Below are 23,599 nucleotides of genomic sequence, written 5' to 3'. Positions count from 1 at the left end.
CTCCCTTCCTTAATAGCCAAACAGTCGAAGGTATTGGTTCGTCGCGTACTCCAACGTGTACGGAGACAGGTCGGGAAGTTCTCGCGAGCCCCCCACACCGCGCAACACCGCCACCATCGCCTGACTCAGCGCCTCCGAATCGCGGACTGGCACCAAGGTCCCATAGCGGCCGCGCTGCAAGATCTCAGCCGGGCCGCTTTTGCAATCGGTCGAGACGACCGGCGTCCCACATGCGAGCGCTTCGACCAGCACGGTCGGCAAGCCTTCCGTCTGCGAAGAGAGCACGAACAGCGCCGATTGGCGGATGTAGGCGTAGGGATTGCTGACGAAGCCCGGCATCCAGACGTCCTCCGCCACACCGAGTTCGGCGGCGAGTGCGGTCAACATACCTCGCTCCTCGCCCTCCCCTAAAATCATCAGACGACTGTTCACCTGCTGACGGGTCAAGGCGAAGGCACGCAACAAATTGGCAAAGTCCTTCACGGCGGTCAAGCGACCTACCGCCACAACGACTGGGGTGTCATCAGCTTCAAACCACGGATGTAAAACGGTTTCCTTCAATAATTCAGACATTCTATCATTCAAGATCGGGTTGTAAATTACCTTTAGGGATGTTTCTCCAATGTTCAAGTGTTGGGACAAATCATTTGCAACACCTTCGGAGACAGCGACCACGCGAGCGGCCCGCTTGTAAAAAAATCGCATCATGCGATGCATCACCGAGATCGCGAGACTGCGCTGCCCAAGCGTTCGACTCACCGAACTATGCTCGGCGACAAACACCTTCGTCCCACTGCGCGCGAGTGCTCCGGCGAGAAGTGCGATGACATTGGCGTAGTTCAGCGCCGAGAGCAGCACGGGCGGGCGTTCTGCCTTGAGGTAGCGCACCAAGGCTGGGAGGGCGCGGGAGACGCGACCTGCCTGCAAATCCACGAGCTGCACCCCGGCGGGAATCTCTTGTCGGAACGACCCGCTGGCATCGGCGACGACGAGGTCGACCGGATGCCCCGCTTGGGCGAACCCACCTGCGAGATTCAGCGTCACCCGCTCGGCTCCACCGCCAGACAGTGTCGGGATGAACAAGGCAATTCGTTTGTCAGCATTCATACGCGTTCCCCCGTCCTGCGCGATCGCATTGCGCGCACCTGTTGCCGAACACCGCCGACATTGAACACCAGCACAACGCCGAGGTAAACGACCGCCCCGACCACACCTTGCACGACCAGCGCCACGATGCCCGACCAACCGGAGAGCAGGGCGAACATCAGCGCGAGCAAGCCAGAGGCGAGCAGCGTTTTCGCAAACTCACGCAGCGGCAAGTGCATCGGGAAGACCCGACGACCCAGCGCCCAACTGGTCAAGCACGCGAACCCATAGGCACAGCAGGCGGCATATGCCGAACCGAGCACACCCCAGATCGGAATCCACCAGACGTTCAGCAGCAAATTGATCACCAGCGCACCGAGCACGGGCCAGATCTGCAGTGAGGTCTTGCGCCCCAACTGGAACGCTTGGTCGAGGTAGTACGACTTAAAGCCTTGCAGGAAGGCAGAGATCGCAATCCACGGCATGATCTGTGCCGCGACTGTGCGAAACGATGCGCCGAACAGCACATCGGAGATGTTCGTTGCCAGCGAGATAAACACCACGGTCATCGGCAGCGACACGGTCAGCAGCAGCACAGCGGCGCTTTTCAGACGTTGCGCGGCTTCCTCGATGCCTTTGTCCTCCAGCGCCCGCACGATCAGCGGGTAGGAGGCGAGATTGACCACGACCATCACCAACACCAAAGTCTGTTGGGTGAGGTCATAGGAGACCGCGTAGGTGCCAGTCATCTCCTCACCGAGGAAGTACCCGAGCAGGAAACGGTCTGAGGAATAGATGAGGTAGCCCAGTGAGAACGTCAAGGTCAGCGGCCATCCATACTGCCACAACTGGCGCAGGATCGCGCGGTCGAGCAGAGACGGACGCACCTGACGCCAGATCATCTGACCAAAAAACGCCAGCGGCACCACCATGCCGATCATCAAGCCGTAGACCAGCCCACGACCGCCCAATCCGAAATACGCGAAACCAACACCTGTCGCCACGGTCAGCACAGATTTGGAAATCGAGAGAATGCCATAGCGGATCGGACTGAGCCCCGAGCGGGCTGCCTCCAGAAACAGATCAAAACAAGCAAAAATCCACAGCGTGCCGAGGACGAGTCCCCACGGCAATCCGGTGGGAAGCCAACCGAGCGACCCCACGACACACAAGCCTGCCCCGGTGATACCCATGATCAGCAAGCAACCGGTCCAGACCGTGCCCATAAATGCATCCTTGCGCTCTGCTTCATACATCGGCAGGTAGCGCAGGAGTCCGACGCGCAACCATTGAAAACACACAACATTCAACAGGGCGGCCGTGGAAAGCAGGAGCGTATACTGCCCATATTCACCAGGCGACAACAATCTCGTATAGAAAGCGATGGCGATGAAGTTCACCGCCCCAGGCAATGCGCGTGCTAGCAAATAGAAAAGGGTATGGCGTCCTAGCATTGTCTGTTATCCCCTACTTTTTTTCTTGCAAATTTCGACACCTTTCTTCCTATTTTAATTAATCGCGCTTGTGTAAGCAAGGCATAATTTCAGCATCACTTTCTCCCAGAAACAGACATTTATTTTCGATCATTAACGGATAGGAGTGACTGCAATAAAAAAAGACCCACGCCTGCTGGCGGAGTCTTTCCACGCTCATCTCAACACATACACCACATCCGCCCCCAAATCCCCATCGACAACAAAACCCGCACGCTCCAGCAGATGCACCACCTGCGCAAAAAGCGGGTTCGCCTTGCGCACCAACGCTTCTAAAGGCTGCTCATAGGTCTCCTTGTACAGTTCCAGAAACTCCTGCAACGCCTGTTTCGCTAGACCTTGAGCGGAGTGCTCGTGGAAGATCATCAGATCCAACTCATAACGATCCTCCGCCGGCTGACCTGCATCAGCTACATGGTTCAGGATCAACGCAAGATCCCCGATGTGCTGTCCTTCATGGAAGATCTCGAAACACTTGCTATTCACACCACAACGCGGGCTCGGATGTCCGCTCTGGACTTGCGCACGTTGATGGGCAATTGCCTCTGGGGAAAAAAAGTCCTCGCCATACGAGGCCCGATACCGTTCCAGGTGATCGAGATGGCGCTCGGTAAACACAGGTGTCACATTCTCAAGAAATCGCATCAAGCATCCCCCTTCTGGTCAACTCACTCTCTACAATGTACCACAAAACGCACCACAAAAAAGGCAACCCGCTATCGGGTTGCCTTTTCCCATCAACCTACGCACAGCCGTTACACCTTACAGCGCTTTGTCTGCGATGTCACGACGGTAGTGTACCCCAGCAAACCCAACGCGCTCCACCGCTGCATACGCTTGCTGTTGGGCCTCGCGCAGATCTGCACCGAAGCCAGTCACACCCAGCACGCGACCGCCGTTGGTGACAATGCCAGCCTCCGTCTGTTTCGTGCCCGCGTGAAAAATGGCGCTGTGCGCATCCGCACTGTCGAGACCGTGAATCACATCGCCCTTGCGGTAGTCCGCCGGGTAGCCTCCCGCAGCCAGCACGACGCAGACCGCCGCTCGGTTCGACCAGACCAACTCTTGCTGCTCCAGCGTGCCATCCACCACGCTGTTGAAGACGTCGAGCAGATCGCTCTCCAGTCGCGTGAGCACCACTTGGGTTTCCGGGTCGCCAAATCGAGCGTTGAACTCGATGACTTTCGGGCCCTCCGTCGTGAGGATCAATCCGGTGTACAGCACGCCCTGATACGGAGTCCCATCTGCGGCGAGTCCCTCGACGACTGGGGCGATGATCGTGCGTTCGACCTCTGCCAACAACTCCGGCGTGATGACCGGAACCGGGCTGTACGTGCCCATGCCGCCTGTGTTCGGGCCTTTGTCACCATCGTAGGCAGGCTTGTGGTCTTGAGCGGGCACCATCAGTTTGATCGTCTGCCCCGAAACGAACGCCATGACGGTCGCTTCTTGCCCGGTCAGGAACTCCTCGACGACGACTTTGTTGCCTGCATCGCCAAATGCATTCTCGCTCATGATCATGTCGAGGGCAGCTTCGGCCTCCTCCAACGTCATCGCGACGATAACCCCTTTGCCCGCTGCGAGTCCGTCCGCTTTGATGACGATCGGGGCACCCTGTTCCCGCACATAGGCGCGGGCTGCCTCGGCGTCGGTGAAATCTCCGTAACGCGCGGTCGGAACGCCGCGTTTTGACATGACCGACTTGGCGAAGGCTTTGGAGCCTTCGATGAGCGCCGCCGCACGACGCGGGCCGAATACCCGCAACCCGCGCTCTGCAAAGTGGTCGACGATGCCCGCTAGCAACGGGGCTTCTGGACCGATGACAGTCAGGTCGATGCCTTCTCGCTCTGCAAAATCAGCGAGGGCGACGACGTCCTCCGTCCCGATCGGGACGGATGTCGCCATTGCTTCCGTGCCCGGATTGCCTGGCGCACAGTACAACTTCGGCTGTTGCGGGGATTGTGCCAATTTCCACAGGATCGCATGCTCCCGACCCCCTGCTCCTACTACGAGAACCTTCATTAAATAACCCCCTCTATACCTCGGCTGAACACATGCGCCGAGAATCCCTCTAGGATCGATGTGATCGTCGGCGCATGTCCTTCAACCGAGCTCTTTTCTTAGTGCTTGAAATGGCGAACGCTCGTGAAGACCATCGCGATGCCCGCTTCGTCTGCGGCGGCAATCGAGTCGGCGTCCTTGATCGAGCCGCCCGGTTGGATGATCGCCGTGATGCCCGCTGCGGCTGCCGCTTGGACGGTGTCTGCCATCGGGAAAAACGCATCGGACGCGAGGATCGCACCGTGCGACAACTCACCCGCTTGCTCAACCGCGATCTTGGCCGCGCCGACGCGGTTCATCTGACCAGCGCCCACACCGACGGTGCGGTCGCCTTTTGCCAACACGATCGCGTTGGACTTCACATGCTTGACCACTTTCCAGCCGAACAGCAACTGCTTCAACTCATCCGCAGTCGGCTGACGCTTGGTGACCACTTGTACATCTGCTGCGCTCACGGTGTTGGTGTCGAGGTCTTGGATCAACAAGCCGCCTTGCACTTTCAACGTGGTGCGCGGTGCGCCCAACGCTTCGATCCCGCCTGCCGGAGTCATCGCAACGGTCATCACGCGCAGGTTTTTTTTCTGCATCAGGATCGCCAGCGCTTCCTCGGTGTAGGACGGCGCGAGGATGATCTCGAGGAACAACTCGCCCATCTTGGTCGCGGTCGGTGCATCCACTTCGCGGTTCAGCGCGATGATGCCGCCAAAGATCGAGACCGGGTCCGCTTCATACGCCTTCATGTACGCGTCAAAAATGTTCTCCGCGATGCCCACGCCACACGGGTTGGTATGCTTGACCGCCACCACGGCCGGTTCGGTGAACTCGTGGACGATGGCCAGTGCGGCATTGGCATCGTTGATGTTGTTGTAGGACAGTTCCTTGCCGTGCAACTGCTTCGCGCCGGCGATGGTGTGCAGCGCGGCACCCGGTTCTGCGTAAAAAGCGGCCGTCTGGTGCGGGTTCTCCCCGTAGCGCAGATCTTGCACTTTTTCATAGGTCAGCGTGAGTTTCTCCGGGAACTCCTCGCCGATTTCCTTCGAGAGGTACTGCGAGATCAGCGCGTCGTAGGCGGCGGTGTGACGGAAGACCTTGGTCGCCAACGCCAATTTTTCTTCGCGGGTCAGCGGGGTGCCGGAATCCAGCGACTCCACCACGCGGGCATAGTCACCAGCATCGACAACCACGATCACGTCTTGGTAGTTTTTCGCCGCCGCACGCAGCATCGACGGACCGCCGATGTCGATGTTTTCAATCGCATCCTCGAAGTGGACACCCGGCTTGGAGATCGTCTCCTTGAACGGGTACAGGTTGACGATCACGTAGTCGATCGGCGCGATGTTCAGACCTGCGATCGCCGCCGTATGCTCCTCATTGGAACGGATCGCCAGCAGTCCGCCGAAAATGTTCGGATGCAGTGTCTTCACCCGGCCGTCCATGATCTCCGGGAAGCCGGTCACCTCCGAGATGTTGGTGACCGGGAGACCTGCTTCCTGCAACAATTTATGCGTCCCACCGGTGGAGACGATTTCGACATCGTGACGCACCAGTGCTTGTGCCAACTCCACGACGCCGGTTTTGTCCGATACGCTGATCAGTGCGCGTTTCATGCTCTACATTCCTCCGCTCGTAAAAAGTGCTTTCCCATGCTCCATACGCAGTGAACCGCTAACCAACGCCTTCGTCACTTCTGGAAGCAGTCGATGCTCCACCTCGTGGATTTTCGCTGCCACACTCTCCAGCGTGTCGTCCACGTGCACGCGCACCGTCTCCTGCCGAATGATCGGCCCGGTGTCCATGCCTTCATCGATGAAGTGAACGGTCACGCCGGTGTACTTGACGCCCGCTGCCACCGCGTCCGCAATCGCCGTCGCCCCTGGGAACATCGGCAACAGCGAAGGGTGTACGTTGATCGTGCGACCTGCATACGCCGCGAGAAACGTCGGCCCGCACAACCGCATGTAGCCGGCCAGCACCACATAGTCCACATCGCGCGCTTGCAATTCGCGCACGACTTCTGCCTCATAGTCGCCCTTGGTCGCAAAATCGCGAGGGCGGTAGACGAGCGTCTCGACGCCCGCTTGTTCCGCCCGCTCAATCACCCCTGCACCTGGGCGGTCACAGACGAGACAGGCCACAACGCCTGGGATCGCGCCACTCGCTACGTGATCAAACAGGACCTGAGCGTTTGACCCAGATCCTGATGCAAAAATCGCGAACTTCTTCATGCGATGTCGATCCCCTTCAATTGCACATCCTGCGCACCTTCGATGACGGTGCCGATCCGGAACGCTTCTTCGCCGAGCGCTTCTGCGGCTGCGAGAATCTCGTCCGCTTGCTCCGCCGGAACGATCATCACCATGCCGATGCCCATATTAAAGGTGCGGAACAGGTCATAGTCGCTGACGTTGCCGAGGCGGCGCATCGTGCCGAACACCGCGTGTACCGGCCACGAACCGACTTGAATCTCAGCGGAAACACCCTCTGGCAGCACACGCGGGATGTTTTCAAGGAACCCGCCGCCCGTGATGTGTGCCAACGCGTGGATCTCGAAGCGCTCCAACAAGTTCAGAACCGGCTTGACATACAGACGGGTCGGGGTCAAAAGCTCTTCGCCCAGCGGGCGGCCGATCTCCGGGAAGACATGATCGAGCTCGTAGCCACCGTCTTGGAAAAACAGCTTGCGCACCAGCGAGTAGCCGTTCGAATGGATGCCGCTCGAGGCGAGTCCGAGGATGACGTCGCCGACACGAACGTTCGCCGGGTTGATCATTTTTTCCTTGTCGACCACGCCAACCGTGAAGCCTGCGATGTCGTACTCACCCGGTTGGTACATGCCCGGCATCTCAGCCGTTTCGCCACCGATCAACGCGCAACCGGATTGCTCACAGCCGTCCGCCATGCCTTTTACTACATCCTCGATCACGCCCGGCTCGACTTTGCCCGTTGCAAAGTAGTCGAGGAAAAACAGCGGTTCCGCGCCCATCACCACGATATCGTTCACGCACATGGCAACCGCATCGATGCCGATCGTATCATGGCGATTCATCGCAAACGCCAGCTTCAACTTGGTGCCGACGCCATCCGTGCCCGAGACGAGGACCGGGTTTTGGTATTTGGCAACATCGAGGTGGAACCCGCCGCCAAAGCCGCCGAGCATCGTCGCCACCTCTGGGCGCATCGTCCGGGCGACATGCGTTTTCATGCGGCGCACCGCTTCGTTGCCAGCGTCGATATCGACGCCCGCTGCTTTGTACAGATCGCTCATCTTCCGTTCCTCCGTCCTTAGCCCAAGATCATCTTGGACAGGTCTTCGTAGATTTCCGTCGGGTACTTGCCGGTGAAGCAGGCGTTGCAATGTCCGTGGTCACTGGTGTCTTCGAATCCAAACGCCTTCATCATCGTCGGCTCGCTGAGAAACTCCAGCGATTCCGCGCCGATGTACTCGCGAATTTCCTCGACCGACTTGCGCGAGGCGATCAGTTCCTCTCGCGTCGAGGTGTCGATGCCGTAGAAGCAGGAATGGGTGACGGGCGGAGAAGCGATCCGCACATGAACTTCAAGGGCCCCGGCTTCGCGCAACATCGTGACGATCCGACCCGAAGTCGTCCCGCGCACAATCGAATCGTCGATCAGGACGACGCGCTTGCCTTCGACAATTCTGCGCACCGCATTCAATTTCAGACGCACACCGCGGGCGCGCAGTTCTTGGCTCGGTTGGATGAACGTGCGACCGATGTAGCGGTTTTTGATCAGACCGATCTCATAGGGGATGCCCGATTCTTCTGCGTAGCCGATTGCCGAGGAAATACTCGAATCGGGTACGCCGATGACAACGTCTGCCTCGATCGGGTGTTCACGAGAGAGCAAGCGGCCAAACTCTTTGCGCACGTTGTGGACGTTGAACCCGTCGATGTCCGAGTCTGGGCGTGCGAAGTAGATGTATTCGAAGGTGCAGAGCGCCTTTTTGGCCTGCCCTGCAAAGCGCGTGGACTCGATGCCGTCCTTGGAGATGACGACCATCTCGCCCGGCTCGATGTCGCGCACGAACTCCGCGCCAATCGTGTCAAACGCACAGGATTCCGAAGCCACGCAGTACGCGCCGCCGATCTGCCCCAAGACCATCGGGCGCAGGCCGTTGGCATCGCGCATCGCATAGAGCTTGTCATCAGTCAGGATCACAAACGCATACGCGCCCTTCACGATCGAGAGCGACTCGCGGATGCTCTCCTGCATGTCGTTGCTGTCGGCGCGAGCGATCAGATGCGCCACAACTTCGGTGTCAGACGTCGATTGGAAGATCGCGCCGCGACGTTCCAAGAAGCTGCGCAGTTGGAACGCGTTGACGAGGTTGCCGTTGTGCGCGAGCGCCAAGTTGCCGCGCTGGAAATTGAACACCAGCGGTTGTGCGTTCAGCAGCTGTGAACCACCAGAGGTCGAGTAGCGGACGTGACCGATCCCAGCATGCCCACGACCCAGACGGGACATGTGCTCGCTCGGAATCGCTTCCGTCACCAAGCCCATGCCGCGCTGGTGGTAGAGCGTTTTTCCGTCGATCGTTGCAATCCCCGCCGACTCCTGACCGCGATGTTGCAGCGCGATCAGGGCGAAGTAGGTGAGTTCTGCCGCATTCTCATGACCAAAGATCCCGAATACGCCGCACTCTTCATGCCATTTGTCAAAAAGGTCATCATCCGTCCAAACGTCTAGTTCATGAGACATGGGATGGCCCCTCTCCAAGTCGATTCCAGTTCAGCGACTTTCTCGCTGATCACAGTTTCGCCGTTCACACGGATTTCCAACGCATCGCCGCCGAGGGTGCCGAGCACCGTGGAGGACACGCCCTCTTTTGCAAAAATCGCCTCCACCGCTGCCAGCGCTTCCGGCGCGACTTCCACCAAGATGCGGGAGCCTGCTTCCCCGAACAGCACTTCATCCAGACGTTGGTTCGTGTTCAGTTCAAGTTGCGCGCCGAGCTTGCCGCCGATTGCCGATTCCGCGACCGCGACTGCCAAGCCACCTTCTGCGAGGTCATGCGCCGCGCGGACGTAGCCCGATTGGATCGCGGTGAGCACAGCGGTCTGGACCGCTTTTTCCACGTGCAGGTCGAGCGCCGGAGCATCCCCTGCGGTCAGGCCGTGTACGACGCGCAGGTATTCGGAACCGCTGATGCCCGCGGTGTCGGACGGGCCGACGAGCAGGACGTGATTCCCTGCGGATTTGAAAGTTTGGGTGGTGATATGATCGACGTCCTCCACCAAACCGACCATGCCGATGATCGGGGTCGGGTAGATATCGAGGTCGTTGGATTGGTTGTAGAGCGAGACGTTGCCGGAGATGACCGGTGTGGCCAGCACGACACAAGCTTCGGACATGCCGGCACAGGACTCTTCGAACTGGTAGAAGATCTCCGGTTTCTCCGGGGACGAGTAGTTCAGGCAGTCGGTGACCGCTAGCGGTTTGCCGCCGGAGCAGACCACGTTGCGCGCCGCTTCTGCAATCGCGTGCTGACCCCCGCGACGCGGGTTCAGGTAGACATAGCGACCATTGCCATCGGTACACATCGCCAGTGCTTTGCGCGTGCCACGGATCGTGACGACAGCCGCATCAGAGCCCGGACGGACGGCGGTCGAGGTGCGGACCATGCTGTCGTACTGCTGGTAGACATACTCCTTGGACGCGATCGTCGGCGTGCGGAGCAGGGTGTGCAACGTCGCGTTCAAGTCAGCCGGAGCGGTGATGCTCGCCGGATCGAATTCGAGCGTTTGGTCGAGGTAGGACGGACGAGCGGACGGACGGTGGTAGACAGGCGCATCGTCAACGAGCGTGGTGACGATCATCTCCGCGACAACTTCGTCGCCTTCCTTCAGGCGCAGCATACCATCGTCCGTGACGCGACCGATGACGGTCGCTTCGAGGTTCCACTTTTGGAAAATCTCTTCCGCGATGTGTTCCTTGCCCATCTCCATGACGACGAGCATGCGTTCCTGCGATTCGGACAGCATCAGTTCATACGGGGTCATGCCTTCCTCGCGGCGCGGCACTTTCAGCATGTCGAGTTCGAGGCCAGAACCTGCGCGCGAGGCCATCTCTGCCGACGACGAGGTCAGACCTGCAGCACCCATGTCTTGGATGCCGACGACTGCGCCCGATGCGATCAGTTCGAGGCAGGCTTCGAGGAGCAGTTTTTCCATGAACGGGTCGCCAACTTGCACGGCGGAACGCTCCTTGGAGTGCGGGTCCTCAGTCGAGGCGAACGTAGCGCCGTGGATGCCATCGCGACCGGTGCGAGCGCCGACGGCGAGCACCGGGTTGCCAACGCCAGAGGCGGTGCCAGTTGCGATCTCGTCATGGGTGAGCAACCCGACGCACATCGCGTTGACCAGCGGATTGTATTTGTAGCGGTCATCAAAAACGACCTCACCGCCGACCGTCGGGATGCCGATGCAGTTGCCATAGCCCGCGATCCCGGCGACGACGTTGTTGAACAAGTAGCGGTTGTGGGCATTGTCCGGCCCTTCGATCTCACCGAAACGCAGCGAGTTGAGCAGCGCGATCGGGCGAGCGCCCATCGTGAACACGTCGCGGATGATCCCGCCGACGCCAGTTGCTGCGCCTTGGTAGGGTTCGATGGCAGACGGGTGGTTGTGCGATTCGATCTTGAAGGAAACGGCGAGGTTGTCGCCGATGTCGATGATGCCTGCGTTCTCGCCCGGGCCTTGCAGAACGTGCGGGGCTTGGGTCGGGAACTTTTTCAAAACCGGACGGGAGGACTTGTACGAACAGTGTTCCGACCACATGACGGAGTAGATGCCCGTCTCGACGTAGTTTGGTTGGCGGCCCATCAGGCTGACGATCTTGGTGTATTCCTCATCGTTCAGACCGAAAGTACGGTAGATTTTTTCCTCGGCGATCTGTTGCGGAGTCGGTTCATTACGCACGTTGTCGGCCCTCCCAAGACTTCAAGATCGATGTAAATAGTGCCTTGCCATCTGCTGATCCCAGCCACTCGTGTACGGCGCGTTCCGGGTGCGGCATCATGCCGAGCACGTTGCCAGCTTCGTTGCAGATGCCCGCGATGCGCTCGATGGAACCGTTCGGGTCGCACTCGAAGTAGCGGAACACGACTTGGTTGTTCGCGTTCAGTTTCGCAATCGTCTCTTCGTCGGCGTAGTAGCTGCCTTCTCCGTGCGCGATCGGGATGTTGATCACGTCGCCTTTTTTGTAATCGCTGGTGAAGGCGGTATCGGCATTCTCCACGATCAGCGGCGAGATTTCACAGCGGAATTGCAGGTGGTCGTTGTGGCGAAGTGCGCCTGGCAGCAGGCCCGATTCGGTGAGAATCTGGAAGCCGTTGCAGATGCCGATCACGAACTTGCCTTTCTCAGCTTCGCGCTTGACAGCCTCCATGACCGGAGAGAAGCGAGCGAGCGCGCCGGAGCGCAGGTAGTCACCGTAGGAGAAGCCCCCCGGCACGAGGATGCAGTCGTAGTCGGACAGGTCTGCGGTGGTGTGCCAAACCGTGTCGACCGGTTGGCCGAGCACGTCTTCCACCGCTTTGACAGCGTCGATGTCACAGTTGGAGCCCGGGAACACCAGTACGGCAAACTTCATTTTTTACGCCTCCATCAAAACGAATTCGTACTTCTCGATGACCGTGTTGGCGAGCAGTTTTTCACACATTTCCGTGATGCGTTCCTCTGCGACTGCCTTGTCGGTGGTGTCGATTTTGATTTCGAGGTATTTGCCGATGCGAACGTCCGTGACTTCATCATAGCCCAGCGCGTGCAGGGACTTGGTGACAGCAGAACCTTGCGGGTCGAGAACGGATGCTTTGAGGGTCACGTGGATGCGTGCGATCATCATACTTCTACTCCTCCCAGTCGGCGCAACATTTCTTGGTACGCTTCTTCCACTCCACCGAGATCGCGGCGGAAGCGGTCTTTGTCGAGCTTCTCCATGGTATCTGCGTCCCAGAAACGGCAGGTGTCCGGGGAGATCTCGTCGGCGAGGATCAGGTCGCCTGCCGGGGTGATGCCGAATTCAAGCTTGAAGTCGACGAGGATGACGTTGCGTTGCTTCATGTAGTCGACGAGGATGTCGTTGATCTGACGGCCATATTGCTCCATTTTTGTGGTGATGTCCTTGGTCGCGAGTTCGAGCACTTCGATGTGCGAATCGTTGATCAACGGATCGCCAAGGTCGTCATTTTTGTAGTAGAACTCGACGACCGTTTTCGGGAGGACTGTTCCTTCCGGCAGGCCGAGGCGTTTGGCAAGCGAGCCGGCGGCGACGTTGCGCACGACAACTTCCAGCAGGACGATCTCGACTTTTTTGACGAGCTGTTCGCGGTCGTTGAGCTTCTCCACGAAGTGGGTCGGGATGCCGCGGGAGTTGAGCATTTCCATGAAGATCGTGGAAATCGCGTTGTTCAGTTGGCCTTTGCCTGTGATCTGGCCTTTTTTCTCACCGTTGAATGCGGTAGCGTCGTCTTTGTATTCCACAATATAGAGATCGTCATGTTCGGTGACGTAGACTTTTTTCGCCTTGCCTTCGTAGAGCATTGCACCTTTAGTAGCCATGAGGGGAGAACCTCCTGAGTTTGAGTTAGGATGTCGTATGAGAAACTTGCGGGACTTTCCACCCTGTCCTTCCACGGTCAAGTAAGTTAGACAGCAGCAGGGAAAGTCCCAGGGAAAACGTCCCGGTTGCGTTGCGCTCCGGTTCGATCGATTCGCGGACTCTTCGTCGGAGTCCGTTTGTTGTACTTGGGTTAGTTCGACAGGTAGGCGTCTACGCCGATCGTTTGCAGTTTCTCGTCCTTGGCTTTCACTTCCGTCGCGAGTTGTTCGCGGTAGGTGAGGAGGCGTTCTGCGAGTGCGTCATCGCCCGTGGCGAGGATTTGCGCGGCCAGCAGGCCCGCGTTGAAGGCGCCGTTGATCGCGACGGTTGCAACCGGGATGCCCTTTGGCATCTGGACGATCGCGTAGAGGGCATCGAGCCCTTGGATCGCGCCGCCTTGGATCGGAACGCCGATCACAGGCAGTGTGGTGCAGGCTGCGACGACACCCGGCAGATGGGCGGCCAAGCCAGCACCTGCGATGATCGCGCCGAATCCGTTTGCTTTTGCCTCGCGTGCGAGGCCCATCGTTTTATCCGGCACGCGGTGTGCCGAGGAGATGCGCATCTCCGTCTCGACGTCCAGCGCAGTCAACGCTTTTGCCGCTTCGTTCATGATCTTGAGATCGGAATCACTGCCCATGAGAATCAATACTTTTTTCGCCATGTTGTTGTCCCTCCGTAGTCGCATCGTAAAGTATGGTCATGCAAAAAAGCCCAGCTGGGTAGACTTCGCTCTATTGTTCTACCATAGAGTGAAACCTACCCGCCTGGGCTTTTGTCCCTTCGGTGTCATGTCCGTCCATCACAGGCGGACATTCGAATCGCTCGGTCCAAGCCTTTGCCCATGCAGGCAAAGCGGAACCCTAGATTCGCTTTCAACTCGTAGTCCGGCAATTTCCGGTTGCCAGGTAGAGACGCTCGGGCCAGATTCCCAAGCATATACGAGATATTAAGTTTTGTTGTACTGTCTACTACAAGAATACCACTCTAGCATTTCACAGTCAACAAAAACCGAACATTACGTGTGAGGTTTTTCGTAACGTTCGATATTTTGCACCTTGCTCAAAACCCGTCATAGTGCGACGGGAGCTGCCATAGACTGTAGCACTACGCTTACGGAGTGATGACAGCATGACGCGCACCTTTCGAATCCGTGATCCGCAACGCTACTTGTTCCTGTCGCTTTTGTTCCCATTAGTCCCGATGACGCTGGCGATCATCCAACCAGCGTGGACATTCAATTTAATCGTATTGATCACGTTTTTCCTCGTGTTGATGTTTCGCACGGTGTTGCGCACGCGCGAGTTCGCGGTGGGCGACCAGCACTTGCGCATCGACCGCGGGCGTTTCCAGCAACGATACCACCACGAGGAGATCTACGAATTTTTTCTGGTCAAAAACAATGCCCTCGTGATCCGGCTGGAGCAACGCAATCGAGTCATCCGTTTGCATGTCGATGATTATGCAGCCGCCCTGCGCGCACTGGAAGAGTTTTCGCGCCGGCATGCCATCCCGCTGACCGATCGGCGGCCGCGGGCGCGGGTGGAGTATTGGCGATGAGTAGAAGTCGTTTTCCTGTCGATACTGCTAGGGATCGGGCCGGAACGGAGGGGCGAGATGTTTTGGAAGCGCATTGCGAGGAAAGCACAAGTTCTAGACCATCGGTTCCTTGAAATTGCAGACGGTCACGGGATTGAGATTCTCCACATTCAAACCAGCAAGTCGATCCTCCCCGCCAAGCCAGGCTACTCCTTTGAAATCGTAACAAAAAAAGAGCCCAAGTAAGGGCTCTTTTTGTTGAGTGCAAAGTAATCTATAGTATAATGTTATTTGCACTCATTCTGATGCGGGAGGCGCACTGATGAAGCCGTTTTTCACGAAGCTTTGGGGGTTGATCCAAAGTTCCCCCATACTGGCGATTTTCGTCGGAGAGGTGATCGCTTCCTTGATCGCAGATACGAAGTCGATCGCGACGTTGTTCGGGATTCCCTTCGCCTATCTAGGCGTGGAACTGCTTCCCGGAGATACGACCCCAGACATTTTGAAGATTCTCTATTGGGTGCTCTGCACGGCGATCTACTATGCTGTGTTGATGAGCCTCTACCGACTGTTTCGACTGCTCATCCCCCAAAAAGTCCCCCCGCAGCAGCAGCCTCTTGTGGCGCCGAAATTGGAGCTCTACATAAACGAAATTGCTACCGCGATGGAGGTCATCGAACGGGATGATGTCACAGATGATCAATCTGTGGCGGCCCTCGAAGACTTGTTAAGCCATGTAGGGGATATGATCTTGGATTCCTTCAAAGGGATTCCGTTACCTAAATTTCGGTACGCTTTTCTCGTTGGCGATGACCAAGACAAATTCACAATGGTGAGTGTTGGTAGACGAAGAACTCTGGTACACCATGACATGGACGCGATCGACTGGGTCTTAACACACTTCAACGGAACCCACTATCTCAAAGGCAATTTGATGCAATCGGTTCCAAGGCACGACATGGAAGCGATCGGTCTGGTCAGGAATCAAGGCACGCGGCTCCAATTCGGGTTTGTCATTTTCATTCCCAAAGCCGAGGCCTTGACCGAAGAAGCTGTCCTGAAGTTCTATGCCTCCGTATCTGCGGTTCAACTCATTACCTACATGGACAAGCTTATGAATATAATGGTAAAATACAAAGTAAGGATGGAAGGAGGACGATCGTCATGATGGTCATTAAAAAACATAACGGTACCACCGAGCACGGAACGGAGTACGCAGTTGTGGTTGCGAGAACGTCCAAGTCCATTCTTCCTGCCCGACACACCACCTTCACCACCTTCCTAGCAAACGTCCATGAGAACCACACACCAATACCGCCGAGAAAGTCTTGGCCGCTGTTACAATGGCTGGACCACTTCTTCCGGCTCTAATTCTTTCATTGCTCGCAAAGCCCCTCGTGGGCTTTTTTTACTACGCTTAAAAAGGCTGAGTGCGACGTGCGCACTCAGCCTTTTCTCGTTTCGACTTGCTACGCTCTACACCAAGTTGATCCCGCTGGCCTGCTTGTCGATGATTTTCCGCATCAACGCGCCCAGATGCGCACCCGCCTCCAACGGTGGTGTGCCCTGCTGCGAGATGTTCGAGATCACCATGCGCTCGGCTTCGATCGTGCCCTTGCGCGGTTGGTAGCAGAAGTATGCGGAGAGCGACGCCGGGTTGGCAAGTCCAGGGCGTTCCCCGATGAAGATCACCACCGCCTTGGGCTTCAACAACTCCCCGACCTCGTCCATCAACGCAACGCGTCCATTCTCGATGTAGAATGCCTGCGGTACGGACAGCCCGTATTGTTTGCAAGATTGCAAAAAAGCAGGATACACATCGGAGATGTTCTCATTGATCGCTTCCGAACTCAGCCCATTGGAGATCAGCACTTGCACATCCGCACCTTGGGTGCCTTTTTCCACCAGCAGTTCAGCACTGTCCGGGTGCAACAGGCGGCCTAAGTCTGGACGCGCCAGGTAGATTTTCTTGGTCTCGGCAGCACGCGACTGCAACCAGACGAGGTCGAACGGCTCTAACACCTGGGGATTCACATCACCAAACACCGTATCCATCGCCGCCGCATGGTCTGCCCACATCTTGAGCATCGCCTGCGTGCTCGGTCGCATCACAGACCCGCCCACATGCAGACGGGCTGGTGTGGACTTCAACAACTGTTCCAGTTGACTCGACATCCTCTTACCTCCCTCCGACCAAGACGCGCAGGTCGCCTGCCCGCTCGGACGGTCTGCCCTCATGGAACAGCCCGCGAGCGCTCAACCAACGCGCAAAGTCGTGACCCGGTTTCTTGCCAAGCGTTTGCCGCAACGACGCGATGTCTTGGAAGGACAGCGACTGGTAGTTCAACATACAGTCATCCCCCATCGGGATCGCGATCAGATATTGCACCCCTGCTGCTGTCAGCAACACGCCGAGGTTCTCCATGTCGTTCTGGTCGGAAGCGATGTGACTGGTGTAGCAGACGTCCGCGCCCATCGTCAGGCCGTGCATCTTGCCCATGAACACATCCTCCAGCGCATTGCGGATGATCTGCTTGCCGCTGAAGGTGTACTCCGGCCCCATAAAGCCTGTCACCGTGTTCAGCAGGAACGGATTGTAGCGTCTCGCCATCCCGTAGCAACGCGATTCGAGCGTCAACTGATCCACCCCGTGATGCGCCTCGGCCGACAACTCCGAACCTTGCCCCGTCTCAAAGTACATCCGGTTCGGCCCATACGTCCGCCCACGGCGACTGTGCGCCTTTGCCAACTCATACGCTTCGTCCATCATCGCGACAGAGATCCCAAACGACTTGTTCCCCGCTTCCGTACCCGCGAGACTTTGGAAAAAAAGGTCACAGGCCGTACCGGCTTCTGCGACTTTCATCTGGGTGGTGATGTGAGAGAGCACCGAGCATTGCGTCGGGATGCCTTCCTTCTCCACCACTTCGTTCATCACATCAAAAAGTCGCTTCACGCTCTCGAAGGTGTCGATGACCGGGTTGATCCCGATCAACGCATCGCCCACGCCAAAGGACAGTCCCTCATACATCACCGCCCGCACCCCATCCGGGTCATCGGACGGGTGGTTCGGCTGCAAGCGCGAGGCGAGCGTGCCCTTGTGTCCGATCGCCGTGCGGCAACTGGTGATCGCGTTGATTTTTCCCGAGACGTGGATCAAGTCGAGGTTCGACATGATCTTGGCCACCGCCGCGATCATCTCGCTGGTCAGGCCTTTGGAGATGTGCAGGATGTCCTTGCTGTTGGTCTCTGGATGCACCAACCACTCCCGCAGACCGCTGACCGTCGTGCCCGCCCACTGCCGGTAGACGCTCTCGTCGACCGCTTCCTCGATGAGACGCGACACTTCGTCCTGTTCGGGTGGGATCAGCGGGTTGTTGCGGATGTCGGAGAGGGTGATTTCACTGAGCAACCATTTGGCCGCGATGCGCTCCTGACTGCTTCTCGCGGCGAGTCCTGCGAGCTGGTCGCCAGATTTCTCCTCGTTGGCTTTGGCGAACAGGTCTTTGAGGTCGGCAAATGTATAGTGGGCTCCTTGCAGGGCGGTCGTCAGCTTCATCGTAAAACCCCTCTCTCTTCGCGTTGGGTTTCGCTTGGAAACACGAGCGTTTTCACGACGAGCGGCACGACACCGCTCTCCAGCGGGGCTCCGACGTCGATGTAATCGCCGTGACCGAGTTCCACTTGATCCAGACAGATCAGCGTCTGCCCCGTCCGCAACGCCGCAATGCTTTGTCCGAGCACCAGACCGAGGTCCTCCTCCATCGCGATGACCTCCCAACCGCTCAAGGAAGCGAGCGCTCCCGCCAACCGGGTAATTTTCGCAAAGGACATCCGCGCCGGCAGGTCGCTCACGTACAACGCCCACGGTGCGGGAAGCAATGCGTTGGAGACGACGCTTTCCAAGTAGGTCAGCAGTTGCTCCTCCGATTCTTCCAGCGTGAAGCCTGCCAACGAGCACGGCAGCACGGGGATGTTTTTGAGCGGCAGTTCTTCTGGTGTGAGGTACACGGTTGCGCCGCTGACCTCGATGCTTTGCACGCCCGCGCCGATGACGGTGGCACGTCCGGCGTTTTCAGCGACCCGGACGTTTTTGGCCAACAGTTCGGGAGCGGTGACCAGCGCCTCGGCCAACGGGCGACCAAAATCGGTGAACGCCAGCACTTGTTCCTCCAGACTCGCCGGAACGCCGCCAGACAGCATGACGTCCTGTACGTCATCTGGCCAGTTCGGTTCATGGCCGAGCAGCAGGAGGCGGTCGGTGTCGTTCATCTGCTTGCGGATGCAACGGATCAGGGTATCGCGAACCGGAGCGGTCAACTCGTGTAGCAGAGCATCCGTCAGTTCGGTTCCAAGGGGCACGGGCAGCCCCAGTCTATCGAGATAGCGTTGGAACGGCTCGGCGATCCGTGTGACGCGCTGGGTCGTCTCGTCCCAGATCAGCATCTTGCCGCCGATGTGCAGCGTGCAGGTGCCGACCACGACTCCGTTGGTAAACACTGCCAGATTCGCCGTCCCTCCACCAATATCCACATTGACCACCGTGCGTCGGGTGTCTTCGGACCATTGGGCCGCCCGAGCACCGCGTCCGGCGAGAATTCCTTCCAAGTCTGGACCTGCCGTGGCGACGACAAAAGCGCCTGCTCGTTCGGCAAGTGAAGCGACGACCGCTTTGGCGTTGGTGCGGGTCGCGGTCTCACCGGTGATGATCACCGCGCCACTGCCAACGTCAGTCGGGACGATGCCTGCCACCGCATACTCTGCGGCGAGCAACTCTTGAATTGCGGGGATGTCTACTTCATCCGGTGTGCGCAAAGGGGTTTGAAACATCCGGCTCTGGTGGAACACGGTGCGCTGAACAACTTGCACGCGCGGCATCCCGCCAAATCTCGCTACATTTTCCAAATACAATCGGGAGATGACTAGCTTCGTGGTGGAACTGCCAATGTCCAATCCGACAGAAATGATTTCGTCCAAATCGATTCCCTCCCTGAGGGCATTTTTGATCTCATTACCTGCGTTACTAGTACGAGTCTATTATATCATTCGATAAGCATCATCTTAATACAACAATGGGCAAATTGGAATATGTACATGTGTACATTAAAGTTAATCCGACATGATACGACTTACTACGACTTTCTCCTACATAATAAATGCCATCCTCAAAACGCTACTTGTTCTAAGCCCCCTACCCGACTCATAACATTCGAGCATAGAAACTTCCGCTGGAGGGGGTCTGATATGTTGCTCTCCGAGTATCTTCATACTTTGCCGCTGTATCACATCGCTGACCTCTATGACACGCTGTATCAGCCGAGCGTACCCCATGCGTACACGGAGGACGAGTACCGCCAAGCGGTGGTGAGCTATTGGAACAACCCGCAGAATTGGGATGCGCTGGTTGGCGCGCTGTCTGTGACGGAACGGCAGACGTTGACGAGGCTGGCGTTGCAGGAGCGCTGTGAGATCGATGCCTTTCTGGAGGAATTGAACAGCATCGGGCTGGTGGTGTTGCACCGGGAAGTGAACCGCTTTGTAGTGCCGGATGATGTGCGAGTCTGGCTGTTGGAACGGCTGCCGAGTTTGCAGGATCGCCTGCAAGCCCAGGAGCAGGCAGACCCAGATGGCACAACGCCGGTTTGATGGTTTGGAGGAGGCGAACGAGGATGAAGCGGCTTTGGATCGTGCTGGCCTTTCTGGTTGTGATCGGGGTGGCCTTTTATTTGTACTACCAACCTGCATAAAAAAATCGCCCGTCACGCTCCTCGGAGCGTGCGGGCGATTCTTTTTCAACTCCTACTGCCCAGCCAAGAACACATACCGAGCAACCGCCAACACCGCGATCACCCACATCAGCCAGTGTACTTCGACTTTCTGGGTCTTGTCCTTGCCAAACGCGTTGCGCGCACCGTTCAAGATCACAAAGGCAACTACACCGATCGAGATCCCGTTTGCAATCGAGTAGGTGAACGGCATCAGCGTGATCGTCAGGAACGCTGGCATCGCGATCCCGAAGTCTTCCCACGCGATGTGGCGAACCGAACTCATCATCAGCACCCCGACGATGATCAGCGCCGGAGCGGTTGCCGCATCCGGAATGATCGCCGCAAACGGAGCCAACACCACGATCGAGAGCAAGAACATGATCCCGGTCGTCACGGCTGTCAAACCCGTGCGTCCGCCCGACTCAATCCCCGCCGCCGACTCGATGTAGGCGGTCATCGGGGTGACGCCGAGCAACGCCCCGATCGAAACCCCTGCACCGTCGACGAACATCGCACGGGACAGGCGCTTCTCCCCATCCGGGCGGTTCAGCAGACCCGCACGTTGCGCGGTGCCGACCAGCGTCCCGAAGGAGTCAAACAATTCCACGAACACCATGACGATGACCACTTCCCAGAACAGTCCGCTGCCCAGCATGCTGAAGTCCAGCTTCCCGACCGCCAGATCGGAGAAATTCGGGAGGAACGAGGTCGTGGACAGCTTGTCAATCTGCGTCACGCCCATCGGAATCCCGATCAAGGTCGTGAGCACGATCGAGATCAACAGCGCCCCACGGATGCGCAGCGTGGTCAACACGCCCGCGATCAACAGGCCGATCACCGTCAGCGCCGCCGCTTTGTTCGCAACAAAATTGGCGATGCCAATGTTCCATTCAAAGAACAGCAAGTTCACAGCCGGCGCGCCTGCTTTGATCGCCTCTGTCGACGGACCGCCAATAAACGTCACGCCGGAAATTTCCCCAAGTTTCAAACCGATGAATGTAATGAAGAGACCGATACCTACCGTAATCGCATACTTCAAGGAATCAGGTAACGCTTTGACCAGCATCTGACGGAAGCCAGAGATCGTCAACAGGATGAAGAAGATCCCCGAGACGAAAACCGCCCCCAAGGCCACCTGCCACGTCATCGTGCCCCCCTGTGCCGCGACGACTGCAAAGTACGCATTCAACCCCATACCCGGTGCCAAGCCGACCGGGAAGTTGACGAACAGACCCATCATCAGCGTGACCAGACCTGCGCCCAACGCGGTGGCAAAAAACACCGCGTTCTCGCTCATCCCCGTGCCTTTGAGAATCGACGGGTTCAAAAACAGAATATACGCCATCGTGACGAACGTGGTGATCCCGGCGATGATCTCGGTGCGCGGGTTGGTGCCATGTTCGCCAAGCTTAAAGTAACGTTCGAACATTGAGTGTGCCCTCCTCGTAGATGCCTGTACCCGTTCTCTCTATTCCCACTCAATCGTAGCCGGCGGCTTCGACGTGATGTCGAGCACGACCCGGTTGATGTCGCCCACTTCATTGACAAGGCGCGTCGACAACCGCTCCAGCACATCATACGGAATCCGAGCCCAGTCGGCCGTCATGCCATCGCGCGAGGTCACAGCACGGATGCCGATCGTGTACGCATACGTGCGTTCATCCCCCATGACACCAACCGACTTGATGTCCGGCAGCACCGCAAAGTATTGCCAGATCTCACGGTCAAGCCCGGAGCGCTTGATCTCATCGCGCACAACCCAGTCTGCGTCGCGCAGGATTTCCAATTTCTCTGCCGTCACATCACCGATGATGCGGATCGCCAGACCCGGACCTGGGAACGGTTGACGCCAGACGATCTCGTCCTTGATCCCCATCTCAGAACCTGCTGCCCGCACTTCGTCCTTGAACAATTCCTTCAGCGGTTCGGTCAGTTGGAACTGCATGTCCTCCGGCAGACCGCCGACGTTGTGGTGCGACTTGATCGTTGCGGCTGTCGCGGTGCCCGATTCGATGATGTCGGTGTAGAGCGTGCCCTGTGCGAGGAAGTCAAAGTGTCCGAGCGATTTCGACTCTTCCTCGAAGACGCGGATAAACTCCTCGCCGATGATCTTGCGCTTGCGTTCCGGGTCGGACACGCCTGCCAAACGGTTCAGGAAGCGTTCACGCGCATCAATTTTCACCACGTTCATCTGGAACTCGCCTGCAAACATCTCCATCACTTGCTCCGCTTCATCCTTGCGCAACAGACCGTGGTCGACGAACATGCAGGTCAAGTTATTGCCGATCGCCCGATGGACGAGCACAGCCGCCACCGAAGAGTCGACGCCGCCAGAAAGTGCGCAGAGCACTTTTTTGTCCCCGACTTGTTCCTTGATTTTGGCGATCGCCATCTCCACGAACGAAGCGGACGTCCAATCTCCCGACACTTCGCAGACGTTATAGAGGAAGCGGCGCAATTGGTCTTGGCCGAATTCCGAGTGGTTGACTTCGAGGTGGTACTGCACCGCATACAGTTTGCGCGCCGCATCGCTCATCGCCGCGACCGGGCACGTTTCCGTGGTGGCATCGATGCGGAAGCCGTTCGGAACGGAGACGACCTTGTCCGAGTGGCTCATCCAAACCTGTTGCTTTTGCGGTTGTTCGTGGAACAGCACACCGTCAGTCGCAACATCGATCATCGATTTGCCATACTCGCGCACGGCCGCACGCTCCACCTTCGCTTCGAAGTGATGCGCCATCAGTTGCATCCCGTAGCAGATGCCGAGGATCGGTACGCCGAGTTCAAAAAGGGCCGGGTCGACCTTCGGTGCTCCCTCGCCATAGACGCTGTTCGGGCCGCCGGAGAAGACGATGCCTTTGAGGTTGTATTTCTTCAACTCTTCTGCTGTTGTCGAGAAAGGCAGCAGTTCTGAGTACACGTTCAATTCACGAATCCGTCTGGTGATCAACTGATTGTATTGCCCGCCAAAGTCGAGCACGATAACGATCTCACGGTTTTCCACTGGGCCAACTCCTATCCATATATCTAGCT

The 23,599-nt window shown here is 57.7% G+C and carries 23 protein-coding genes and 1 riboswitch; of the genes, 5 read left to right on the top strand and 18 right to left on the bottom strand.

Translation table 11 applies throughout. The features are described 5' to 3' along the window. Positions 1-9: 9 nt before the first annotated feature. The 13 genes from C7459_RS15350 to purE all read right to left on the bottom strand — a co-directional run bounded on the left by C7459_RS15350 (position 10) and on the right by purE (position 13,923). Positions 10-1,107, bottom strand: a complete 1,098-nt coding sequence (locus C7459_RS15350) for a glycosyltransferase (RefSeq protein ID WP_109690185.1) — start codon at positions 1,105-1,107, stop codon at positions 10-12. Continuing rightward, positions 1,104-2,540, bottom strand: a complete 1,437-nt coding sequence (locus C7459_RS15345; RefSeq protein ID WP_109690184.1) for a lipopolysaccharide biosynthesis protein — start codon at positions 2,538-2,540, stop codon at positions 1,104-1,106. The genes C7459_RS15350 and C7459_RS15345 overlap by 4 nt, the downstream gene beginning before the upstream one ends. A 195-nt stretch (positions 2,541-2,735) precedes the next feature. Further along, positions 2,736-3,224, bottom strand: coding sequence for a GNAT family N-acetyltransferase (locus C7459_RS15340; protein ID WP_109690183.1), 489 nt, complete (start codon positions 3,222-3,224; stop codon positions 2,736-2,738). A gap of 117 nt (positions 3,225-3,341) precedes the next feature. Continuing rightward, positions 3,342-4,601 (bottom strand): phosphoribosylamine--glycine ligase, encoded by a 1,260-nt coding sequence (gene purD / locus C7459_RS15335; protein ID WP_109690182.1) that lies wholly within the window; start codon positions 4,599-4,601, stop codon positions 3,342-3,344. A gap of 98 nt (positions 4,602-4,699) precedes the next feature. Continuing rightward, positions 4,700-6,247 carry a bifunctional phosphoribosylaminoimidazolecarboxamide formyltransferase/IMP cyclohydrolase gene (purH, locus tag C7459_RS15330; RefSeq protein WP_109690181.1) on the bottom strand — a complete coding sequence of 516 codons (1,548 nt, stop codon included), beginning with the start codon at positions 6,245-6,247 and terminating at the stop codon, positions 4,700-4,702. A gap of 3 nt (positions 6,248-6,250) precedes the next feature. After that, positions 6,251-6,865, bottom strand: coding sequence for a phosphoribosylglycinamide formyltransferase (gene purN, locus C7459_RS15325; RefSeq protein WP_109690180.1), 615 nt, complete (start codon positions 6,863-6,865; stop codon positions 6,251-6,253). Further along, entirely contained in the window at positions 6,862-7,905 is a 1,044-nt protein-coding gene (gene purM / locus C7459_RS15320; RefSeq protein WP_109690179.1) for a phosphoribosylformylglycinamidine cyclo-ligase, read from the bottom strand. Before purM ends, purN begins: the two co-directional genes overlap by 4 nt. 17 nt (positions 7,906-7,922) lie before the next feature. Beyond that, positions 7,923-9,359, bottom strand: a complete 1,437-nt coding sequence (gene purF, locus C7459_RS15315) for an amidophosphoribosyltransferase (protein WP_109690178.1) — start codon at positions 9,357-9,359, stop codon at positions 7,923-7,925. Next, positions 9,344-11,578, bottom strand: coding sequence for a phosphoribosylformylglycinamidine synthase subunit PurL (purL, locus tag C7459_RS15310; RefSeq protein ID WP_109690177.1), 2,235 nt, complete (start codon positions 11,576-11,578; stop codon positions 9,344-9,346). Before purL ends, purF begins: the two co-directional genes overlap by 16 nt. Further along, positions 11,571-12,251 (bottom strand): phosphoribosylformylglycinamidine synthase subunit PurQ, encoded by a 681-nt coding sequence (purQ, locus tag C7459_RS15305; RefSeq protein ID WP_109690176.1) that lies wholly within the window; start codon positions 12,249-12,251, stop codon positions 11,571-11,573. The genes purL and purQ overlap by 8 nt, the downstream gene beginning before the upstream one ends. Positions 12,252-12,254: 3 nt before the next feature. Further along, complete coding sequence (purS, locus tag C7459_RS15300) at positions 12,255-12,503, bottom strand: phosphoribosylformylglycinamidine synthase subunit PurS (protein ID WP_109690175.1); 249 nt, start codon at positions 12,501-12,503, stop codon at positions 12,255-12,257. Next, complete coding sequence (gene purC / locus C7459_RS15295; RefSeq protein WP_109690174.1) at positions 12,500-13,219, bottom strand: phosphoribosylaminoimidazolesuccinocarboxamide synthase; 720 nt, start codon at positions 13,217-13,219, stop codon at positions 12,500-12,502. Before purC ends, purS begins: the two co-directional genes overlap by 4 nt. Positions 13,220-13,410: 191 nt before the next feature. Further along, positions 13,411-13,923 carry a 5-(carboxyamino)imidazole ribonucleotide mutase gene (gene purE / locus C7459_RS15290; RefSeq protein WP_109690173.1) on the bottom strand — a complete coding sequence of 171 codons (513 nt, stop codon included), beginning with the start codon at positions 13,921-13,923 and terminating at the stop codon, positions 13,411-13,413. Positions 13,924-14,122: 199 nt separating this feature from the next. Continuing rightward, a riboswitch (purine riboswitch) is annotated at positions 14,123-14,224 on the bottom strand. A 166-nt stretch (positions 14,225-14,390) separates the two neighbouring features. On the opposite strand from purE, the gene C7459_RS15285 reads away from it, so the two are divergent. The 4 genes from C7459_RS15285 (at position 14,391) to C7459_RS15275 (ending at position 16,169) form a co-directional block, all read left to right on the top strand. Continuing rightward, on the top strand, positions 14,391-14,819 hold the full coding sequence (locus tag C7459_RS15285) for a hypothetical protein (protein WP_109690172.1): 429 nt from the start codon (positions 14,391-14,393) through the stop codon (positions 14,817-14,819). Between the two features lie 57 nt (positions 14,820-14,876). Beyond that, on the top strand, positions 14,877-15,044 hold the full coding sequence (locus C7459_RS23400) for a hypothetical protein (RefSeq protein WP_170119490.1): 168 nt from the start codon (positions 14,877-14,879) through the stop codon (positions 15,042-15,044). Positions 15,045-15,120: 76 nt separating this feature from the next. Continuing rightward, positions 15,121-15,966, top strand: a complete 846-nt coding sequence (locus tag C7459_RS15280; RefSeq protein WP_109690171.1) for a hypothetical protein — start codon at positions 15,121-15,123, stop codon at positions 15,964-15,966. Further along, the gene (locus tag C7459_RS15275; RefSeq protein WP_109690170.1) at positions 15,963-16,169 is read left to right on the top strand and encodes a hypothetical protein; all 207 of its coding nucleotides are present in this window, start codon (positions 15,963-15,965) and stop codon (positions 16,167-16,169) included. The genes C7459_RS15280 and C7459_RS15275 overlap by 4 nt, the downstream gene beginning before the upstream one ends. A 105-nt stretch (positions 16,170-16,274) precedes the next feature. Here C7459_RS15275 and eutC read toward each other — a convergent pair whose 3' ends face one another. From eutC to C7459_RS15260, 3 genes are read right to left on the bottom strand one after another with little or no spacing between them, the layout of a single operon-like run. After that, positions 16,275-16,973, bottom strand: coding sequence for an ethanolamine ammonia-lyase subunit EutC (gene eutC, locus C7459_RS15270; protein ID WP_109690169.1), 699 nt, complete (start codon positions 16,971-16,973; stop codon positions 16,275-16,277). Between the two features lie 4 nt (positions 16,974-16,977). Then, complete coding sequence (gene eutB / locus C7459_RS15265; protein WP_109690168.1) at positions 16,978-18,357, bottom strand: ethanolamine ammonia-lyase subunit EutB; 1,380 nt, start codon at positions 18,355-18,357, stop codon at positions 16,978-16,980. After that, positions 18,354-19,775, bottom strand: coding sequence for an ethanolamine ammonia-lyase reactivating factor EutA (locus tag C7459_RS15260; protein ID WP_170119489.1), 1,422 nt, complete (start codon positions 19,773-19,775; stop codon positions 18,354-18,356). Before C7459_RS15260 ends, eutB begins: the two co-directional genes overlap by 4 nt. A gap of 267 nt (positions 19,776-20,042) precedes the next feature. On the opposite strand from C7459_RS15260, the gene C7459_RS15255 reads away from it, so the two are divergent. Beyond that, complete coding sequence (locus tag C7459_RS15255; protein ID WP_109690166.1) at positions 20,043-20,444, top strand: hypothetical protein; 402 nt, start codon at positions 20,043-20,045, stop codon at positions 20,442-20,444. Positions 20,445-20,597: 153 nt separating this feature from the next. Here C7459_RS15255 and C7459_RS15250 read toward each other — a convergent pair whose 3' ends face one another. Together C7459_RS15250 and guaA are read right to left on the bottom strand one after the other, a co-directional pair. Beyond that, positions 20,598-21,995, bottom strand: coding sequence for an NCS2 family permease (locus tag C7459_RS15250; RefSeq protein ID WP_109690165.1), 1,398 nt, complete (start codon positions 21,993-21,995; stop codon positions 20,598-20,600). Positions 21,996-22,034: 39 nt separating this feature from the next. Further along, positions 22,035-23,570 carry a glutamine-hydrolyzing GMP synthase gene (guaA, locus tag C7459_RS15245; RefSeq protein ID WP_109690164.1) on the bottom strand — a complete coding sequence of 512 codons (1,536 nt, stop codon included), beginning with the start codon at positions 23,568-23,570 and terminating at the stop codon, positions 22,035-22,037. Between the last annotated feature and the right edge of the window lie 29 nt (positions 23,571-23,599).

The organism is Tumebacillus permanentifrigoris (genome assembly GCF_003148565.1).
GTDB classification, from domain to species: domain Bacteria; phylum Bacillota; class Bacilli; order Tumebacillales; family Tumebacillaceae; genus Tumebacillus; species Tumebacillus permanentifrigoris.
The sequence above is the reverse complement of the archived record's forward strand: the minus strand, read 5'-3'. Positions and strand labels throughout refer to the sequence as shown.

Coding starts and splice junctions, on each gene's coding strand:
- C7459_RS15350 (WP_109690185.1), bottom strand. CDS start 1,107: ATGAATGCTGACAAACGAATTGCCTTGTTCATCCCGACACTGTCTGGC.
- C7459_RS15345 (WP_109690184.1), bottom strand. CDS start 2,540: ATGCTAGGACGCCATACCCTTTTCTATTTGCTAGCACGCGCATTGCCT.
- C7459_RS15340 (WP_109690183.1), bottom strand. CDS start 3,224: ATGCGATTTCTTGAGAATGTGACACCTGTGTTTACCGAGCGCCATCTC.
- purD (WP_109690182.1), bottom strand. CDS start 4,601: ATGAAGGTTCTCGTAGTAGGAGCAGGGGGTCGGGAGCATGCGATCCTG.
- purH (WP_109690181.1), bottom strand. CDS start 6,247: ATGAAACGCGCACTGATCAGCGTATCGGACAAAACCGGCGTCGTGGAG.
- purN (WP_109690180.1), bottom strand. CDS start 6,865: ATGAAGAAGTTCGCGATTTTTGCATCAGGATCTGGGTCAAACGCTCAG.
- purM (WP_109690179.1), bottom strand. CDS start 7,905: ATGAGCGATCTGTACAAAGCAGCGGGCGTCGATATCGACGCTGGCAAC.
- purF (WP_109690178.1), bottom strand. CDS start 9,359: ATGTCTCATGAACTAGACGTTTGGACGGATGATGACCTTTTTGACAAA.
- purQ (WP_109690176.1), bottom strand. CDS start 12,251: ATGAAGTTTGCCGTACTGGTGTTCCCGGGCTCCAACTGTGACATCGAC.
- purS (WP_109690175.1), bottom strand. CDS start 12,503: ATGATGATCGCACGCATCCACGTGACCCTCAAAGCATCCGTTCTCGAC.
- purC (WP_109690174.1), bottom strand. CDS start 13,219: ATGGCTACTAAAGGTGCAATGCTCTACGAAGGCAAGGCGAAAAAAGTC.
- purE (WP_109690173.1), bottom strand. CDS start 13,923: ATGGCGAAAAAAGTATTGATTCTCATGGGCAGTGATTCCGATCTCAAG.
- C7459_RS15285 (WP_109690172.1), top strand. CDS start 14,391: ATGACGCGCACCTTTCGAATCCGTGATCCGCAACGCTACTTGTTCCTG.
- C7459_RS23400 (WP_170119490.1), top strand. CDS start 14,877: ATGTTTTGGAAGCGCATTGCGAGGAAAGCACAAGTTCTAGACCATCGG.
- C7459_RS15280 (WP_109690171.1), top strand. CDS start 15,121: ATGAAGCCGTTTTTCACGAAGCTTTGGGGGTTGATCCAAAGTTCCCCC.
- C7459_RS15275 (WP_109690170.1), top strand. CDS start 15,963: ATGATGGTCATTAAAAAACATAACGGTACCACCGAGCACGGAACGGAG.
- eutC (WP_109690169.1), bottom strand. CDS start 16,973: ATGTCGAGTCAACTGGAACAGTTGTTGAAGTCCACACCAGCCCGTCTG.
- eutB (WP_109690168.1), bottom strand. CDS start 18,357: ATGAAGCTGACGACCGCCCTGCAAGGAGCCCACTATACATTTGCCGAC.
- C7459_RS15255 (WP_109690166.1), top strand. CDS start 20,043: ATGTTGCTCTCCGAGTATCTTCATACTTTGCCGCTGTATCACATCGCT.
- C7459_RS15250 (WP_109690165.1), bottom strand. CDS start 21,995: ATGTTCGAACGTTACTTTAAGCTTGGCGAACATGGCACCAACCCGCGC.